The following is a 970-nucleotide window of genomic DNA, read 5'->3' as shown; positions in this document are numbered from 1 at the left end:
AGACCGCTACCCGCATCAGCTTTCCGGCGGTATGCGCAAACGCGTGAGCCTAGCGCAAACGCTGGTGCTCGACCCCGACATCATCCTCATGGACGAGCCGTTTTCTGCGCTCGACATCCAGACGCGCCAGCTGATGGAAAACGAGGTGCTCGACCTCTGGGCCGCCAAGCGCAAGGCGGTGCTGTTCATCACACACGATCTGGACGAAGCGATTGCCATGAGCGACCGCGTGGTCGTGCTGGCCGCCGGCCCCGGTACGCATCCGATCGGCGAATTCACGATTGACCTGCCGCGCCCGCGCGATGTGGCCGAGATTCGTGACCAGGCCGGCTTTGTCGACCTGCATTCGCGCATCTGGGACGTCCTGCGCGAAGAAGTGCTCAAAGGCTATGCGCAGCACCGCCGCGTGGCTTGACCTGAATCTGATCGATTGCATCCATGGCTAACCGTCCGCTTTCTCCATTCGCGCTGCGCACCTGGCAGCTTGGCCTGCTGGTCGTCACGTTGGGCGTGTGGCACTTCGCCACGCGCTCGCAGGAAGTTGCGTTCTTCTTCGGAGAACCGCTCATCGTTGCCCAGCGTATCTGGGCGTGGTTCGTTTCTGAAGGCGATATCTATCAACACCTTGGCGTGACGTTGGCCGAGACAGTGCTGGCCTTTGCCATCGGCACCGCTACTGGCCTGGGCGCCGGCTTGTGGCTGGCGCTGAGCCCGGCGGCTTCGGCAGTGCTGGATCCGTACATCAAGGCGGCCAATTCGATGCCGCGCGTGATCCTGGCGCCGATCTTCGGCGTGTGGTTCGGGCTGGGGATCTGGTCAAAGGTCGCGCTGGCGGTGACGCTCGTGTTCTTCATCGTCTTCTTCAACGTCTACCAGGGCGTGAAGGAAGTCAGCCCGGTCGTGCTGGCCAATGCGCGCATGCTAGGCGCATCGCAGCGGCAACTGCTGCGCTTCGTCTATCTGCCGAGCG

Annotated in this window: 2 protein-coding genes; both read left to right on the top strand. The window is 62.9% G+C overall.

Features of this window, described 5'->3' with window-relative positions; genetic code table 11:
* Positions 1-415: ABC transporter ATP-binding protein (locus tag FUT88_RS25685; protein ID WP_147219366.1), on the top strand; the 415-nt coding region annotated here is incomplete at its 5' end.
* 23 nt (positions 416-438) lie between these two features.
* A partial coding sequence (locus FUT88_RS25680; RefSeq protein ID WP_147219364.1) for an ABC transporter permease occupies positions 439-970 on the top strand: 532 nt, incomplete at its 3' end.

This window comes from Ralstonia sp. TCR112 (genome assembly GCF_007997035.1).
GTDB lineage: Bacteria > Pseudomonadota > Gammaproteobacteria > Burkholderiales > Burkholderiaceae > Ralstonia > Ralstonia edaphi.
The sequence above is the reverse complement of the archived record's forward strand: the minus strand, read 5'-3'. Positions and strand labels throughout refer to the sequence as shown.